This window comes from Flavobacterium sp. UBA6195 (genome assembly GCF_002422095.1).
GTDB lineage: Bacteria > Bacteroidota > Bacteroidia > Flavobacteriales > Flavobacteriaceae > Flavobacterium.
This window is the reverse complement of the sequence record NZ_DITB01000019.1, coordinates 1-17,470: the sequence shown is the minus strand read 5'-3', so window position 1 is coordinate 17,470 and position 17,470 is coordinate 1. Positions and strand designations below refer to the sequence as shown.

Annotated in this window: 13 protein-coding genes and 1 tRNA gene; 1 reads left to right on the top strand and 13 read right to left on the bottom strand. The window is 31.2% G+C overall.

Annotated features, from left to right (window positions below):
* The 3 genes from B4I81_RS01490 to B4I81_RS01480 all read right to left on the bottom strand — a co-directional run.
* A partial coding sequence (locus tag B4I81_RS01490) for a hypothetical protein (RefSeq protein WP_291106665.1) occupies window positions 1-940 on the bottom strand: 940 nt, incomplete at its 3' end.
* A 112-nt stretch (window positions 941-1,052) separates the two neighbouring features.
* Complete coding sequence (locus B4I81_RS01485) at window positions 1,053-1,505, bottom strand: JAB domain-containing protein (protein WP_291106662.1); 453 nt, start codon at window positions 1,503-1,505, stop codon at window positions 1,053-1,055.
* 89 nt (window positions 1,506-1,594) lie between these two features.
* Window positions 1,595-1,996: a hypothetical protein gene (locus B4I81_RS01480; RefSeq protein ID WP_291106660.1), complete on the bottom strand. Its 402-nt coding sequence runs from the start codon at window positions 1,994-1,996 to the stop codon at window positions 1,595-1,597.
* 353 nt (window positions 1,997-2,349) lie between these two features.
* Between B4I81_RS01480 and B4I81_RS01475 the strand changes: the two genes are divergently transcribed.
* Window positions 2,350-3,165: a hypothetical protein gene (locus B4I81_RS01475; protein WP_291106658.1), complete on the top strand. Its 816-nt coding sequence runs from the start codon at window positions 2,350-2,352 to the stop codon at window positions 3,163-3,165.
* Between the two features lie 23 nt (window positions 3,166-3,188).
* Here B4I81_RS01475 and B4I81_RS01470 read toward each other — a convergent pair whose 3' ends face one another.
* From B4I81_RS01470 to B4I81_RS01425, 10 genes are all read right to left on the bottom strand, one after another.
* A complete protein-coding gene (locus tag B4I81_RS01470) occupies window positions 3,189-4,217 on the bottom strand; it encodes a DUF3871 family protein (RefSeq protein ID WP_291106656.1) in 1,029 nt (342 codons plus the stop codon).
* Window positions 4,186-5,046 carry an ATP-binding protein gene (locus tag B4I81_RS01465; RefSeq protein ID WP_291106654.1) on the bottom strand — a complete coding sequence of 287 codons (861 nt, stop codon included), beginning with the start codon at window positions 5,044-5,046 and terminating at the stop codon, window positions 4,186-4,188. The genes B4I81_RS01470 and B4I81_RS01465 overlap by 32 nt, the downstream gene beginning before the upstream one ends.
* Window positions 5,047-5,177: 131 nt before the next feature.
* Entirely contained in the window at window positions 5,178-7,646 is a 2,469-nt protein-coding gene (locus tag B4I81_RS01460; protein ID WP_291106652.1) for a DEAD/DEAH box helicase family protein, read from the bottom strand.
* Between the two features lie 40 nt (window positions 7,647-7,686).
* Window positions 7,687-8,922, bottom strand: coding sequence for a site-specific integrase (locus B4I81_RS01455; protein WP_291106650.1), 1,236 nt, complete (start codon window positions 8,920-8,922; stop codon window positions 7,687-7,689).
* Window positions 8,923-9,201: 279 nt separating this feature from the next.
* Window positions 9,202-9,278 (bottom strand) — tRNA-Asp (locus tag B4I81_RS01450).
* A gap of 86 nt (window positions 9,279-9,364) precedes the next feature.
* Complete coding sequence (locus B4I81_RS01445) at window positions 9,365-10,291, bottom strand: DUF58 domain-containing protein (protein ID WP_291106648.1); 927 nt, start codon at window positions 10,289-10,291, stop codon at window positions 9,365-9,367.
* Window positions 10,292-10,399: 108 nt separating this feature from the next.
* Window positions 10,400-10,717, bottom strand: a complete 318-nt coding sequence (gene trxA / locus B4I81_RS01440; RefSeq protein ID WP_291106646.1) for a thioredoxin — start codon at window positions 10,715-10,717, stop codon at window positions 10,400-10,402.
* A gap of 123 nt (window positions 10,718-10,840) precedes the next feature.
* Complete coding sequence (locus B4I81_RS01435) at window positions 10,841-12,292, bottom strand: ATP-binding protein (protein ID WP_291106644.1); 1,452 nt, start codon at window positions 12,290-12,292, stop codon at window positions 10,841-10,843.
* Between the two features lie 141 nt (window positions 12,293-12,433).
* Entirely contained in the window at window positions 12,434-16,960 is a 4,527-nt protein-coding gene (gene dnaE / locus B4I81_RS01430) for a DNA polymerase III subunit alpha (protein WP_291106642.1), read from the bottom strand.
* A 154-nt stretch (window positions 16,961-17,114) separates the two neighbouring features.
* Window positions 17,115-17,470: DUF6252 family protein (locus B4I81_RS01425; protein ID WP_291106640.1), on the bottom strand; the 356-nt coding region annotated here is incomplete at its 5' end.

Below are 17,470 nucleotides of genomic sequence, written 5' to 3'. Positions count from 1 at the left end.
CCAATTTAGTTTGAAGACGTACACCCAGTTCTTTTAAGTTTATACCTTCAGGATGCTTTAAAAACAAGAAATAAATAGATTTGGTTAAATGACTTAATTCAACTTCTTTCTTAAAATAAGGCAGTTGAATTTTATTCTGATAATCAATTTCCATTTTACTGATGCTATTAAAATCAATATTATGGGATTGTTTATTTAGGAGGTCTTTTAAAACCGGAATTAAAAATAATAACTGACCAGTATCTTTAAGTTCTTTTAATTTGTTTTCTAAATCTTGAACTATTTCTTTGGCTTCTTCATCAAGCTGTTCTGAGTAATCTACAGTTGGAAGAAAACTACCAATCATTGCATCACCAAGAGCATAATCTTCCCATTCATTTCTACTAAGATATTGTATTGCTTCCTCAAAAAACAACTCATAATTATTATCTGAATTGGAATAAAAATAATCAGATACTCCAATAATGCCTGAATTAAACTTGAAGAAAAATAAACCTGATTTAATATGGAAATTATATTCAAATAGGTTAAGTAATTCTTCAGAATTAACTTTAAAGGTTTCTGTAATGTTATTATTTAAAATTGTATCAAAATCTTTAAATGCATTTTGTAAAGCATTATCTAACAATTTTTGACCAAAAGAGTCTTTTGCCAAAGTAGGTATTTGATAATAATTGAATTGAGGAGTATAATATGATAATATTTCTTCAACTTGAATTTTAGAAACTTTTATAAATGGCGGATAAATGAAATTTAAACCTAAAGCTGAAAATTTAGTTTTAATTGCCTCATAATTATTTCTAATGAAAAGATTCAACTCTTTATTGTGTTCCTTTTCAAAGTAAATCACATAATTTTCTGGAATATTAAAGTTATTACCAAGATTAATATTGTTCTTTAATGGTAGTTCTTCAATAATTATATTAGAATTATTCAGCATTAGGTTTAAATTATTTCAGGTACTAATTTAAAAAAGCTATTTACATTATATGGATTTATTTTAAAAATTATCATTTCCTACTAAAAAAGTGTCAATAGTTAAAGGTTTACATTTACATTAGTTTTCCTTCATCTGAAAAACTAAAGTAACCTTCTTTAGTAACAATTAAATGATCTATTAAAGTAATATTTAATATTTCCCCACATTTATAAATACTCTTAGTAATAGAAATATCTGCTTCACTTGGCAGTAATTTTCCACTTGGATGATTATGTGCTATCAATATAGCTGTTGCATTACATTTCAAAGCCACTGCAAAAATTAATCTTTGGTCAACAACTGTACCTGTAATCCCTCCTTTTGATAATGAATAAATTCCAAGTAAATTATTAGCCCTATTTAATAGCATTATTTTAAATTCTTCTTGCAATTCAATTGTATCTAGATTCCATGTGGATAAAAAAACTTTGTAGGCACTCTTAGCTGTAGAAATTTTTTCTTTAGGAGTATTGGTGGTTTTATAGGAAACTTGGATTTCTGCAACTTCATTTTGTACTGCATTCATCTTTTTCTGTGTTAAGATTAAAAAAAATAAAAGTCCAAAATTTACCTACTACACTTAAAGCAGTTCATAAATTTTGGACCAAGGAAATTCTAATGAACTAATTGTCCATTAGTGGAAAAAGCATTCCCAACTGGGACTTTACTCATAAAGTCATCAATTGTAGCATTACTCATTTGTGGAGCATTTGCTTGTGTTTCCTGCTCTACATATTCATATCTGTGTGATAGTGTAATGATTTCACCTGTTTCTTTAATGGTGTAATCATATTCTTCACAATTCACTTTTCTAACAGAGCCTGGCAATTCTGTTCCAATTAATGCCTGACAAGTTAATTCATCAAAAGTACATGACATAGTAGCTTTTCTAGCAGTAATGTAATGTCTTCCTGTTTCTTGGGATTTTACTATTTCAATCCCGCCTTGTAGTTCTAGAGTAAAGAATGCTTTTCCTTCCTCTGTTGTTCTTTTTTGATAATTTACAATTCTTACCATCTTTTCTAGTTTTTGAGTTAAACATTAAGATTTTGTACAATACTTTTCCAGATAAAAACTCTTGGCTTTCAACTCAAGATAAATTTACCTGCAGAATAATTTTGCACTATAAACAATACCGGAGGGGTATTGTAATCACTAAGAATTGGTGGGGGTTTTGATACAAGGTGGAGTATGCTTAAAAAAAATTTAAAAAAATTTAGGAGATAATTTTACTACTTTTATGCAATAGTTCAAAAAGCTTTGGAGTTAAAAGCTACTATTGATGCCATATATAAAGCTTTTAATGAAATGGTATATGAATTGTATGTGTTAACAGATGAGTAAATAGAAATTGTAGAGAATAGTTGATTATGATAAATTTTTACAAAGAAAAAATAATTGGGAAGTGGGAAAACGATTTTATTAGTTATGTTTTTGACAAACAAGGCAATATGATTATTCATTGGATTAAAGAAAACTCTCAAGATATAGGGAATTGGTTTATTGAGAATAATGAAATAATAATAAAACATGGTGTAAATTTTAACCAAACTTGGAAAGGCAAAATTAATCATATTACAGATAAAGAACTTTCAATTACAGACTTGTCTAATGAAATAGGAACTGTAGATTTATTATACAGGAAAGAAATACCTCCAACAGAAAAGAAAAACTTTAAAGAAAAACTAACAGAGACTGTCTGGGGTGTTTTTGCTTTAGCTTTTTTTGCGGCTTTGCTAGGTGGTATTGGTTATTTAATTTACAAGGAATTTAAATATGAAAGCCATGAATTTACTTATTTTACTATAGGTATAATGTTATTTGTGCTTTCAGCAATCCCATTGATATTTACTTTGTATAAAGGGAAAGACGATGGTGTTTTGTTTTTGAAAGGCTATTTTATTTTTTATGCTTCTGTTATAATAGTGCCTTTACTTTATTATGTATTCGTAATATTTTTTGCAATAATTACCCTTTGGTATTATATTATAGTTTTAGGTGTTATTATAGCTTTAATTATGCTTGTTCTCAATAAAGAAGAAAAGTGGATATATAAATCTATAATAATTTTAATATCTATAGCTAGCTTATATTTTCTTTATGATGCTAAATCTATTTTGAAAATAAAATTTGAAGTATATTTTGATAATACTAATGTGAATTCTTCCTTGGATGAAGATGAATAGGAGCCTCTTTTGAGGCTCCGTTTTTAACTCAAAAACCAAGCATAGTTTGAATTCCTATCACTCAGTGCTTTTGAGATGCCTTTACTAAAATCAAAGGCATTCACTCCTCTTGAGAGGAAAGTGTCAATGTAGGAGCTTTTATTAGCTCCTGTAAAAAGGTTAAACATGTTCCAAAGGTTAATATCTCCATTTTCTTGTCTACAAAAACTTTCATCATTATAGTAGTCTTTGGCTATGGTGGAAATATGACCATCATTCATCAGTAATTCAGGAAGTATTAATTTCTCCTTTTTTGGAAGATAGTTATACAGCCTACTTTTACCTATAATTTGAGCAAATTGACTTTCTGAAAGATGATAATTCTGTAAATCTTGCATCTCTTTTAAATGTTGGTCAGGAAGATAATTTTCAAGAACATTAGACATTCTAACTATTAAATCAGATGTACTCATTACCTTGATTTCATCTTTAAAACCATCAGTAGAAATACACATATTACAACACACCATATTTTGAAAACCAATAAAGAACTTAAACTTTTCATAACTTTTTTTGTTATATAAGTTTTCTGTATTGTAAGCTCTAACTCCTCCAACTGTTAAAGCCAAAAGATTGCCATTTATATTGGCTGTTATTGAGGGGATTCTAAATGCAAAAGCCATTCTTTCATAATACATTGTTCTTTGATGTTCTGTTAATTCTTTAGCAGGAACATGAAGTGCATCAGGAGTTCTGCCTCTAATGAGGTGACTTGTTCTAATTTCAGGTTTATCTATAACTTCATTTGGAAATACTTTTACAATTGAAGCATAAGCTGTTTCAATAAATTCCTGATGAGAAATAGTAATTTCATTGTCTTTTGTGAAGACAGGAATAATGCAGTCTCCTTTTAAATGAGAAAGGCTAACCTCTTCTGTGTTAGCCTCTATAAAGGGAGATTTAGCAACAATTTTAGGTGTACTCCTAGAAGAAATAACTTCACTTTCTTGCTTTAAGAGTATTGGTGCATTTTGTTCAGATTTAACTGGTGTGAGGATAAGTTCCGTTTCCATTTTTTGATACATTAGAAATAAGGTTAGTTAAAAGGTTCTTTTTGTTTATGAATTCTTGTTCTAAACTCTTGGCTAAATCAAGATTGTTATGATACAAATCAGATAGTTCCTGTAAATTCATACACTCTACTATTTTCTGTTGCATTTCAGTTTTTGTCATGGTACTATTACACCATTCTAATATCTTTTTCCCTGTATGAGTACTGATAAGAAATTGGGGTTTCCCTTCAAAAAGTAGAGTCCTGTCTTTAGAGGCAGTTGCAAAGTGTTTGCTGTCAATATCAAAAACTATTGTAAACTCATAACTAATCTCATCTCTTTGGATTGCTTTTAAGCCTACTTTCTCTGGAACCATTTTGCCATTCTTTTCACTAATGACATAATCTTGTTTTACCCTCATGGTGGCAATAACATGAGCATTGCAATTCAATATCTTATCTACAAATGCTTTTTGCATAGGAGTAATTTTGCTCCAATTGGTAAAACTATTTCCAGGCAATGAAGCATGATAGTCAATTAAGAAATCCCAACAATGACTTGTGGAATCAATAATGATGACTTCAATTCCGGAATTGATACAAACATCAATAGCTTGTATATATCTTTCAGGAGAATGCGGATTACTTAAGTTAAGCACACTATATTCTCCCAAGTGTGCATAAAGATTAGCTGAGCCATTTTCTGTATCAATGACAGCAACTTTACTCATGTCTCCATTTGTAAGCCCTTGAGCTATTAGAAGAGCACTCATTGTTTTACCTGAACCTGATGGCCCTTGTAAAGCCATTTTTATCTTGGCTTTATTTCTTTGTGATTTTTGTAATTGCATGATTTAAGAATTTATTGTTAATAATTTAAATTAAAAAAGCTAATCTGTATAGATTAGCTTAAGGTGATTAATTTAATTGTGTCACTATATCCTTAAAATATATAAGGGGCTTCGGATAAAGTGACATATTTTTATATTACATAATCTGAAAAATCAGTGTATAGAAAATTGTGTAGTTTTAATGTGTTAATGTCGTAAATTTCTGTTATTAAATGATATCTATTGCCACAATATCTATAACTTCCGTCAATTTTTAAGACTAAGTCTAGAAGCTTTCCGTAAAAGAAAAGTACTTGATTTTCTTCATTATTTAGCCTACTATATGTGTCCTTAAATGGAAAAATATTTGTACTTAAGAATCTGTCGTTTGCTTTTAGATAATTCAATTTTGAAGCCATGTCTTTTTCTCTGAATAATGATATAAAACCTGAATTTGGACTAATACCAATCAAGTTTTTAACAGGTTTTCCAGCTCTTGATCTTGTTTGAACTATCATTTGCATTATTTCTTCTATAAAAAAAACAATGTCTTTGTAGATGGATATTAATTGGAATAAATTCTCATCTAAAGTAATTTCACTTGTTGATAACGTATCTTTATTTTCCTCATTAAAATTGACTTTTTTTGCATATGTTACACATGATTGCAAATAATAAATAAAAAGCAGGTTTTTAGATTGATTAATTTGAAATTCTTTTTGGTTTTGATAAACAATTACATGAAGAATGAGTAATCGTATTAACTCATAATCTTTTTTTGTTGCTTTTTTACTATTGATGTAAACTACTTTTGAATTGATTATCTCATTTTCTAAGGCTTCAAATAGTTTAATTCCTGAAATACTATGTAAAAGTAAACCATCATCATCTGTAATTAAATGATTCCTAACTACATTATCATAAAACTGAAATACCTTTTCTTGAATATCTTCAGAGGTAAAAAACAACTCATCATTTTTAAATACACTTGTTAATCTGCAGTTTAAAAACTGATTAGTAATAGCTGCCCAAAAAATGTAAGTACTTATACTTCCATCAAAAAAATTGTCTGATAGATATTGTTCTCCTTTTTCTAGAATAAAAATTTCTTTAGCAGGTAATTGCAATCTATTCATCCCAAATCTATTACCTACAGCATTACCAATATTAAGTTCTGCACTTTTAGCTCTTTCTTTAATAGAATTATATACCTTGTCAAGAATATCTTTTTGTTTATTGATATTGGTATAACTTACATCTTCAGAACCATAAGATTTAAACTTGTTTACAATTTCAATTATTTTTTGATTAGTATCTATTGGAAAAGGTAAAGATTCAGGTTTAATACCTTTAGGAGGTGGCATAATAATATAAATATCACCTGCTTTTCTTTGTCTTGCTAAGGCTTGTATAACTGAATTAGGGATAGACCTAAAAACACCATTATTGTTTATAAAACTTTTATCTAGAGCAATCGGAATAAATATAAACATTACATGGTTTTCTTTTGTAATGTTTACTCCTGTAGTAAAATTAGTTCCTATATTGATTGCATCAACTTCATATTTAGCAACATCATTAGCTGTATCAAAAGTATCTGCGTAGCAATAATTAATTCTACAGCCTGATAATTGCAAAATCTGATTTACATCTGGATTAGCCTTGAAATTACTTTCTATCTGTTTTTTGGAATACACAATAAAATCAAAACTTGTTTTATTATTTGCAGCTCTTTCAAACAACTTCATAAAGTTATCGTTCTTAGTTAAATCATATTTTTCATTGAAGATTAAATGCAGTTGGCTTTGTTTATCAGGAAATACTATTCTTTCAGATTCTAGTATTTGAATTTCTTTATTAGTAAACTCCGAAAGGTATTTAATAACCTCCTTTGAAGCCTCATTAAATGTTGCACTTACAACAAAAATTTTATGTATCAAATTTTGATATCTCCAGAAGCCATAAATTAAATCTTCTCTAAAATTGTGAATACTATCATGAATTTCATCAAAAAACAAAATGATTTTTTTGTTGTTTGCTTCGCAATAAGTTTGAAGTGAGTTGAAATATTTTACTTTTTTATTAGATTGAAACAGGATGTTATCACCTGAGTTTCCTAGAAGTGCATTAATTGACATTACATGAACCTTAAAATTTTCAGGTTGAAATTCATTTACAGCATCAACGTCACTAAAAAATCCATAGTTTAAAGGAGTATTTGTAAAGGTTTCAAAAGTATAATTATTAATCTTCATCATGTTGAAAACACTAGAAGTGTTAATGTCGCTTTCTGCAGTTAAGTCAGCTACATATTGATTAATTAAATTATTGAAAGGAACTGCTAAAATAACCACATACTCCTCTAATTTTGAATACTCCTTAATCAATTCAATAACAGAGTAAGATTTACCTTGCCCTACTCCAGCATTAATAACCACTGTATCCTTTGTATGTAATTTAGGGATTAAGTTAGATACAATTTGGGGTGAAATAAATCCTTGATCATTAGGAGTAATGATTGTTTTTGGTGCAACGTTGTATAAAGTATTGTCAAAATCATCTGGGTTAATTTGCTTAAATTCTACAGGTAAATCAATTAATTCAAAATCTATTAAACTCATAATAAAAACTTTCTATATGAGTAAAAATAAACAACTTGAATTAATTTTTATCTAATCCTTCCAGCTTTTTAGTCAAAATTGATATCTGGCTACTAATTTGACTTTGAACAACCTTTGCATAATGCCCTTGAGTAGTGGTAATTTTTGAATGCCCTAATAGTTCTGAAACAACTTCCATAGGCACACCATTGTTTAGTAAAACTGTAGAAGCAAATGTTTTTCTAGCTATATGATGAGTTAATGTTTTTTGTAATCCGACAACATCAGCAATTTCTTTAAGGTATTCATTAAACTTTTGATTGGAAATGTTGGGAAAGCAAAAATCAGAATTGGTGTCATCAAAATGTGCAATGATTTCTCTTGCCTTTGGAAGAAGAGGAATTTTATACTCCCTTAATGTTTTACTTCTTTTAATTACAATCCATAAGTTGTTATCATAACCTGTTATAATGTCTCTTTTTTTTAATAGGCTCATTTCTTTAAAAGCTAATCCGGTGTAGCAACAAAAAACAAACAGCAACTTAACGTTATTAATTCTTTCTGTTTTAAATTGATGTTTTTCTAATTGGTTAAGTTCTGCTTTTGTTAAGAAAACAATATTTTTACTAACTGATTTGGCTTTATACAACATAAATGGATCTTTTTCTAAGTAGCCTTCAGAAATTGCAAACTTAATTATTCTTCTAAACCTTTGAATAACTTTATTAATTGTACTTTGTGCTAAACCTTTTTTTTTATCAACGTCTATTTTTAAATAAAATTCAAACTCATCTAAAAAGTTATTTTTGATATCTTTCAACTTGATATCATTGGTTTTAAACTTGTATTTTACAAAGTTTTTTAAATGGTTAAAAGATTCCATGTACTTATTGTAAGTAACCTGCTGTATTTCTTTGTCTAAGAGTTTTTTTAACCTGACCATGTATTCTTGATAAACTTCTAATACAGCCTTTTCTGCTTTTGGTTTTTCTCCTTTGTAAATTTTATAGATATCAACAACATCAAAATCTTGTTTTTTAATTTGAAGCAACAAAAAAGCCTGATTAATTTTTGATTTAATCAGGCTCAATTGGCTATTGATATTTGTATTTTCTTCATTTGGAGGTTTTACTAATTGGAGTTTACTGTTCCAAAGATTAGGGTTTATTAAAACTCCTATTGAAAATTCATATCTTTTTTCTTGATATGTTATTCTGCATCTTAAAGGACATTTTCCAAGTTTATTTATCCTAGCTTTTTGAAGCAAGAATAAAATTGATAATTTATAATTATTCATTTGATTTATAGTTTTAAAAAATGGTACACCTAGAAAAAAAAGTGGTACACCTAAAAGTATGCCTTTTTTTTGATTAATTTTAGGATAAAAGGGTAAGGGTAAAAAATGGTTAAAAAAACCAAGAAGTATAAAAATCAAAAAAGCCCTGCATCAAATGCAAAGCTTTTCATTGGTCTAACTACTAAACCTTTTGGTACTTTCGTACCTAAACAACACAACTATTTTAAATATTTTAAGAGGGCAAAAAAGCCTTTCTTTTACGAAAGGCTTCCTCTTTACTGGCGGTCTGGACGGGACTCGAACCCGCGACCCCATGCGTGACAGGCATGTATTCTAACCAACTGAACTACCAAACCAGTGCTTGATTGCGAGTGCAAATATACTACGGTTTTTTATTCCTGCAAATATTTTTGCAAAAAAAATCAAACTTTTTTCAGTAATATCAACCAAACTTTTGTTTTTCAACCAAATACGTAAGTAAAATTTTTTCAAAATTTTCACTCAAAGAAACGGGTACATAACGAATTTGATACTGCATACACGTTGCTTCTATCGTTTTGAAATATTCTTGCACCGCTTTTTGATACGATTCTTGCGTATTTTCGGCAAATAAATTGATTTCTTCTCCCGATTCTACATCAATAAACTTACGAGGCGTATTGTCAAAACTAAAATTTAACTCGGTTTTTTCATCATACACATGAAAAACTACTACTTTATGTTTGTTGTGTTTTAAATGTTGAAGCGCTTTGAAAATTTTATCGTTGTCTTCGTTTTGGAACATATCGGTAAATAAAATCACCATAGAACGACGATGAATGTTTTCGGCAATTTGATGTAAAAAAGTTACGGTATCCGTTTTTCTAGTGGTTTTGTTTTGCGACAACACTTCTTCCAGCTTGTTTAAAATCATGCGGTGATGACGCTCGCTTCCTTTTTCTGGCGAATAATATTCATACGTATCCGAATAAACACTCAATCCAACTGCATCGCGTTGCTTTTTAAGCAAATTCATCAAAACCGCGGAAGCCAATACCGAAAACCCAATTTTACTCTCATAAAACGGCTGATTTTCCTTTAATTTCGGATAATGCATCGAAGACGAGTTGTCTAAAATCAAATGACAACGCAAATTGGTTTCTTCTTCGTAACGTTTGGTGTATAATCTATCGGTTTTGGCGTATAATTTCCAATCGATATGCTTGGTACTTTCTCCTGGATTGTAAATTTTATGTTCTGCAAACTCTGCCGAAAATCCATGAAAAGGCGATTTGTGCATACCCGATATAAAACCTTCGACAATTTGGTTGGCCAAAAGTTCTAAATGCTGAAAACTGGAAATTTTTTCTATTTGCTGCTCTAAATTCATATCGTAAAGATAGAAAAAGATTTTATTTTTTGTGAAAGGTGATGAACGAAAGGTTATGGATAAAAAAAGGCCCAACTTTCGTTGAGCCTTGAATTTCTTTTTCAAAGATTATAGTAATGCATCAATTGCATCAGTATACGTTTTCTTTGGAGCAACACCCACTTGTCTTCCAACCACTTCTCCGTTTTGGAATACTAAAACTGTTGGAATATTTCTAACTCCGTATTTTGCAGCAAATTCTTGGTTTGCGTCAACATCTACTTTTCCTACTACTGCTTTTCCTTCATACTCAGCAGAAATTTCGTCGATAACTGGACCTACCATTCTACATGGACCACACCAAGCTGCCCAAAAATCTACTACTACTGGTTTATCTGATTTTAAAACTACTTCTTCAAAAGTAGCATCTGTAATTGCTAATGCCATATTGTTTTTCTTTATATTTTTAATTAATCGATATGCAAATTTAAAAATTTAATTGAAATGAATTCGCTTTTAAAAATTAGTTTTTGTTATATAAATATTGTTATAATTGATTAAAATTTTTCATTAAGCCCAAAAAGGAATATATTTTTTGTATTTTCTTGAATTACTCGTTGGATCATCATCTTTTATTAATCCTTCATTTATTGTATCTTTAATAATTCTTGATGCAATAGCAGAATTTTGCTCTTCAATTTGAAAGCGTTCTCTTAAACTTTGATTAGTCATGATATCATTCGAAACATATCGTAAGCAAGCATGTTGATAACAAGCTCTTATTTTATCTTTCTTATCCAATTTACTTAAATCTTTATAACTAAAAAGTGTTATTCGAGTTCTCTTTTCAGAAACAATAAAATCTACTGCTGGTAATTGATATATTTCATTATAAAAAATTACTTTATCAATCCCACTCCCTTTTTCCTCACATATTCCAAACCTCCTTAAAACATCTGCAAGCCGTTCGTTTCTAGAAACGTATTCATCAATGAATCGTTGTGGGGTAATTAGTGGTATACCAGGATTCGAAATTTCAATTCTATCAGAAAATATTTCTATCATTGGAAATCCTTTTTCACTAAAGTCTTGATGAATAATAGCATTTGCCACAAGTTCTCTTATTGCAATTTCGGGATACATTCTAGTTTCGCTTCTTAATGCCCTTCCAATCTCTTCGTTTGCCGGAAGTTGTCCATTAACCCAATCTATTAGCCCTTCAAAACCTACTGCATAGCCTCTTTTCCCAATCTGTTCTCTTATAGTGTCTATTTTATTTTTACCTTTATAAACAATAACCCGAACTGCTTTTCTTCCCACTTCCTCAAACTCATCCAAATTCTTAGCTAATAATATGGCTCCTAACTTTGTTATATCATAAGAATCTTTGTTTTTTTTAATAAACTTTTCTGAAACGAATTTTTCTAATACTGCATCCTGATTATTAGGGTAGGGTAATTTTAATAATTCAAAATATGTTTGGGTATTTAATAAACTAACAACTTCATTCGAAGTCAATTTTTGTTTTACTAATTGCTCTTCTAAAGGCTTAACTGGTTCTTTTCTCCATATTTTAGCTTCTTTTTCTGGGAATTCATTTAAATTTCTTGTATAACTTGAAATCCTTATATAAGATTTATGAAAAAAGCTTACTGGTCTATTTAATGCACTTGGAATAATTACTAATGAAATATTCACTCCTTCTTTGTATTCAAAATTATAAGATCTAAAATCTATCTTTGGTTCTAATCTATTTATTAGCCAACTTTCTATATCTTCTTTCCCTTTTTTCGCTGATTTAATATTAAATGTTGTACCTAATATTTTGTGCGTTTTATCTTCAATTCCGTAGACAAGATAACCAAAAGGCTGATTATGTAAACATGCTCCATTAGATAATGCTGAAATTCGCTCTCCTATTTCTTCCGCTGAATGATAGTTGTGCTTAAACTCAACCCATTCGCTTTCGTTAGGTTGTTTTACCAAATCATTTACTATACTTATTAACTTTTCTTGTTCCATAATCAAATAACCATCAAATAAACTTCTCTTTATTTATAAGGGTTCTATACACATATATTATACTTTAATCAAATAACCATCAAATAAGATTATAAAATTGTTAATAACTTTAATTAACAAATTATTTCTTCAATACGAAAACTAATTTAACTTGAAACTCAACTGCATTCGTTCTAATTCTTGTAATAGTTCCGATGAAATTTTAACCTTTAACTTTCTACTCGGCATCACTAACTTAGTTTTTACTACAATTTCTTCTTTTTCTGTTGGTACTGCAATATCCATTTCTTCCATTTCATCAAAATTCTCTTCCATTTCATCTTCGGTATCGGTCGAAATCATCGCTACTGGTTTTTCTTCTACCATTCGTTTGATTTTTTCCAACTCCATTACTTCAAAAGTCACATTATGATCTCCTTTGTGTTGGGTAAAAATTTGATTTAATTCCGAAATAACACCTTCTTTAACATCATTTATCGCTAATTGAAGTACGAGTTTTTTGGCGAAAGTTGGCAACACATCCGCCAACATTTTCACATCAACAAACTGAATTCGTGGATCCGATTTTTTTCCAGTTTCTCGGTTAACCCAACCTTCTTTCACAGTAATTTTAAAATAGGCAAACTGATTTTGCAGTAAGAAATGACGGAACTTTAAATACTCTTCATCAAAAATTCGGAATTCAAAACTTTCATCATAACCTTCCACTACAAATGTTGCCCAACCTTTTCCGTTTTTAGCGGTTCGATGTTGTACATTAGTTACAATTCCGCCAAAAGAAAGGTTTTTCCCAACTTGTTGTTCTAAGTTTTTTAGACCTTCTAAATTGGTATTACAGAAATATTTCATTTCAAATTTATAATCATCTAAAGGATGACCCGAAATGTAAATTCCAACGACTTCTTTTTCTTTGGCTAATTTTTCCATCGTGCTCCATTCCTCACATGGCGGCACTTGTGGTTCTGCAATTTGTACTTCTGAAGCATCACCAAACAAACTTACTTGAGCCGAGTTTTCGTTTTCTTGAAATTTTGAACCATAACGAATCGCTTTTTCCAAGAACGTTATTCCATCACCATCATGATGAAAATATTGCGCTCGATGCGTTTCGGTAAAACCATCGAAACCGCCTGCTAATGCTAAGTTTTCAAACGCTTTTTTATTGGCAGCACGCAAATCAATACGTTTGGCTAAATCAAAAATGGATTTGTATTTTCCGTCTTTACGGTTATCAATTATGGTTTGAACAGCTCCTGCACCAACACCTTTAATAGCTCCCATTCCGAAACGAACCGCATAATCTTCATTTACTGTAAATTTATAGTACGATTCATTCACGTCTGGACCCAAAACGGCTAATCCCATGCGTTTACATTCTTCCATAAAGAACGACACTTGTTTGATATCGTTCATGTTATTGGAAAGTACCGCAGCCATATATTCCGCTGGATAATGTGCTTTTAAATATGCGGTTTGGTAGGCAATCCAAGCATAACAAGTAGAGTGCGATTTATTGAAGGCATAACTCGCAAACGCTTCCCAGTCCGTCCAAATTTTGTCTAATTTTTGTTCGTCATGTCCATTGGCTTTCGCTTGATCGATGAACTTAGATTTCATTTTATCCAAGACATCTTTCTGCTTTTTACCCATCGCTTTACGAAGTACGTCGGCATCACCTTTAGAGAAATTAGCCAATTTTTGCGACAAAAGCATCACCTGTTCTTGGTAAACGGTAATTCCGTACGTTTCCCCTAAATATTCTTCACAAGCATCTAAATCGTAAGTAATAGGCTCTTCTCCATTTTTTCTACGAATAAACGACGGAATATACTCCAACGGTCCAGGTCGATATAACGCATTCATGGCAATTAAATCGGCAAAAACTGTTGGTTTTAAGTCCTTCATATATTTTTGCATTCCAGGCGATTCGTATTGGAAAACACCAACCGTTTCACCTCTTTGGAACAACTCATATGTTTTAACGTCATCAATTGGAAATTCGTCAGGATTCAAATCGATTCCTAAACGATATTTTACCAATTTTACCGTGTCTTTAATTAAGGTTAGGGTTTTTAATCCCAAGAAGTCCATCTTCAACAAACCAGCACTTTCAGCGACGGAATTGTCAAATTGGGTTACATATAAATCGGAATCTTTGGCAGTGGTTACGGGAACGAAATTCGTAATATCATCAGGCGTAATAATCACACCACAAGCATGAATTCCGGTATTTCGCATCGAACCTTCTAACACTTTTGCTTGTTGAATGGTTTCTCCTGCTAAGTCTTCTGAATTGGCAATTTCGATTAATTCTTTAACTCTATCAAACTCTTCTGAACGTAAAGCTTTTTTGACTTCACTTTCGTCTTCAGCTAAGAATCGTGCTAAATTCCATTTCGACGGCATCATACCTGGAATTAGTTTCGCAATTCTATCGGCTTCAAAAAGCGGCAAATCCAATACACGAGCGGTATCACGAATAGCTGATTTCGTAGCCATTTTACCATAGGTAATAATTTGCGCTACTTGGTTTGCTCCGTATTTATTGATTACATAATCCATTACACGACCACGACCTTCATCATCGAAGTCAATATCAATATCGGGCATGGAAACACGGTCGGGATTAAGGAAACGCTCAAAAAGCAAATCGTATTTAATTGGGTCGATATTCGTAATTCCTAAACAATATGCAACGGCCGAACCCGCAGCCGAACCACGACCTGGTCCAACAGAAACGTCCATTTTTCTAGCTTCAGCAATGAAATCTTGTACAATTAAGAAATAACCTGGATAACCTGAATTGGAAATCGTAAGTAATTCAAAATCCAAACGTTCTTGAATTTCGGGTGTGATTTCTCCATAACGCTTTTTGGCACCTTCCATGGTTAGATAACGCAAATACGCATTTTCACCACGAACGCCACCATCAATATTATCTTCCTCTACTTCAAATTCATCTGGAATTTTGAATTTTGGAAGTAATACATCACGATATAAAGAATACGGTTCGGTTTTATCTATGATTTCTTGAATATTGATAATCGCTTCAGGTAAATCGGCAAAAAGTTGCTTCATTTCGTCACCCGATTTGAAATAATATTCTTGATTTGGTAATCCATAACGATAACCGCGTCCGCGACCAATTGGTGTTGCTTGTTTTTCACCATCTTTTACACACAATAAAATATCGTGTGCGTTGGCGTCTTCTTTATTAACGTAATAGGTATTGTTAGTCGCGATTAACTTCACATTGTGCTTTTTCGCGAAAGCTATTAAGGTTTGATTAACGCGATTTTCGTCTTCTTGTTTGTGACGCATTAATTCCAAATAGAAATCGGAACCGAATTGTTCTTTCCACCAAATCAAAGCTTCTTCGGCTTGACTTTCTCCAACATTTAGAATTTTGCTTGGAATTTCACCATATAAATTTCCTGAAAGAACAATAATATCCTCTTTATATTTCTCAACAATATTTCTATCGATTCTTGGTACGTAATAGAAACCATCGGTATAAGCAATCGAAGACATTTTGGCTAAATTGTGATAGCCTTTTTTATTTTTTGCCAATAGAACCACTTGATAACCGTTGTCTTTTTTGGTCTTATCTTTATGATCGTCGCAGATATTGAATTCGCAACCTACGATAGGTTTGATTACGGTTTCGGTTGGTATTTCTCCGTTTTCGACTAATTCTTTATTTTTAGTTTCAGCAGCTTTGTTGTGATTTAAAACGGCGCTTACAAAATGAAACGCACCCATCATATTACCTGTATCCGTCATAGCAACCGCTGGCATTTTGAATTTTGCCGAAGCTTTTACTAAATCATTAATCGCAATGGTGGATTGTAATACTGAAAACTGTGTATGATTGTGCAAATGCGCAAAAGCAGCGTCTTTTAAATCGGCTTTTGTTGCATCTGAAATAGTGGCTTGCTCTTCTTCGTTTTGGATTTTTTGCAATCGCACTCTAATTTCTTCCGAAGCTTTTTTAAGATTGATGTGCTTTAAACCAATTAACTGGATTTCGTCCAGATTTTTTTCTCGGAAACTTCTGAAATATTCTGGCGTTACATCTAACTCTTCTTTGGTGAAAACTTCTCTTTTTATTAACTCAAGAAAACAACGCGTTGTTGCTTCCACATCGGCAGTAGCATTATGTGCTTCTGCGAAAGGTTGATTGAAAAGATATTGATGTAACTCGGTTAATGTTGGTAATTTGAATCTTCCTCCTCGGCCGCCTGGTAATTTTAATAAGTTGGCGGTGATTTCAGTACAGGTATCCAAAACCGGCATTTTCGTCATATCGGAACCAATGTTCATACGATGGAATTCACACCCCATAATATTAACATCAAATCCTACATTTTGCCCAACGATGAATTTTGCTTTTGAAAGAGCAATGTTGAATTTCTCTAAAACTTCTGATAACAGAATTCCTTGTTCCATTGCTAACTCGGTAGAAATACCATGAATTCTTTCGGCATCATACGGAATATTGAAACCTTCGGGCTTAACCAAATAATCTTGGTGCTCGATTAAATTCCCCATTTCGTCATGTAACTGCCAAGCAATTTGTATACAACGAGGCCAGTTATCGGTATCGGTAATAGGTGCCGACCAACTGCGCGGTAATCCTGTAGTTTCTGTATCGAAAATTAAGTACATCTATCTGATAATTAAGCTAAAAACAAAACACAAAAGCTGATTTTGAATAAAAACAAAAATACAGTTTAAGTTAGTGAATGCCAATTTAAGTTATCAACAAAAACAAAAAACCATCTGAATTACTCCAGATGGTTTTAATCTATATTTAAAAAAATTAGAAACTTCCTAATGGAACTTTGTAAAAAACACCTTCTGAAAAAGTAACAACCTCGCCTTCTTCATCAACAACATTAAATTTGAACTTACCCGTATATCTACCATCCAAAACCTCAGTAATTGTAACTTCACCATTACTTTGTTGCACATTAACAACTTGAAAAGTTGCATCATTATTTCCACCAACAATCGTTATTAAATCTCCAGCTCTATATCCAGTACCACGAGATACAACTGTAATAGAATTTACATTTCCAATATTTGTAGTTGTTGCAACTCTTAATCCTGAACCAGATCCTCCAATTGTTTGGGCGCCAGTAGCATTATCAACATAACCCGTACCCTGATCAATAA